Source organism: Burkholderia sp. AU6039 (assembly GCF_002223365.1).
Classification (GTDB): domain Bacteria; phylum Pseudomonadota; class Gammaproteobacteria; order Burkholderiales; family Burkholderiaceae; genus Burkholderia.
The window spans coordinates 1-767 of the sequence record NZ_NKFK01000028.1; the positions used below are offsets into that span (position 1 = coordinate 1).

1 protein-coding gene is annotated in these 767 nt (G+C 70.8%); it reads right to left on the reverse strand.

Annotation, left to right across the window (positions count from 1 at the left end; translation table 11 throughout):
• The coding region (locus CFB39_RS40525; RefSeq protein ID WP_179257815.1) for a hypothetical protein at positions 1-767 on the reverse strand (767 nt) is incomplete at both ends.

The following is a 767-nucleotide window of genomic DNA, read 5'->3' on the forward strand; positions in this document are numbered from 1 at the left end:
ACATGAGCGTTCGCGCGCGCCGGCTGCCCTGACTGGAGCACCTCATTGCGCAGTGCACCCAGGGTCGGGCGCGGCTCTCCCTCGGCGGTCCGATTGGCCCGCAGCCACGCGGCAAGCTGGCGCAGGTGGTTCGCATGGGTGCCCGCCGTGGCCGGATGCGTGTTCGATGCGCCCTGATAGGCCTGGATCAATGCCTCGTCGTCAACATGGACCTGGGGCTGAGGCTGGGCCTGGGGCTGCCGCTGCCGCGACGTGCCGCCCTGTACCAGCGCATCCACCGCGCCGGCCACGTTCCTACCCGTGGGACCTTGCTCGCCCACCGCTTGGCGGAACGCCTGCACATGAGCGTTCTCGCGCGCCGGCTGCCCTGACTGGAGCACCTCATTGCGCAGTGCACCCAGGGTCGGGCGCGGTTCTCCCCCGGCGGTCCGATTGGCCCGCAGCCACGCGGCAAGCTGGCGCAGGTAGTTCGCATGGGTGCGCGCCGTGGCCGGATGCGTGTTCGATGCGCCCTGATAGGCCTGGATCAATGCCTCGTCGTCAACATGGACCTGGGGCTGGCGCGACGTGCCGCCCTGTACCAGCGCATCCACCGCGCCGGCCACGTTCCTACCCGTGGGACCTTGCTCGCCCACCGCTTGGCGGAACGCCTGCACATGAGCGTTCACGCGCGCCGGCTGCCCTGACTGGAGCACCTCATTGCGCAGTGCACCCAGGGTCGGGCGCGGTTCTCCCCCGGCGGTCCGATTGGCCCGCAGCCACGCGGC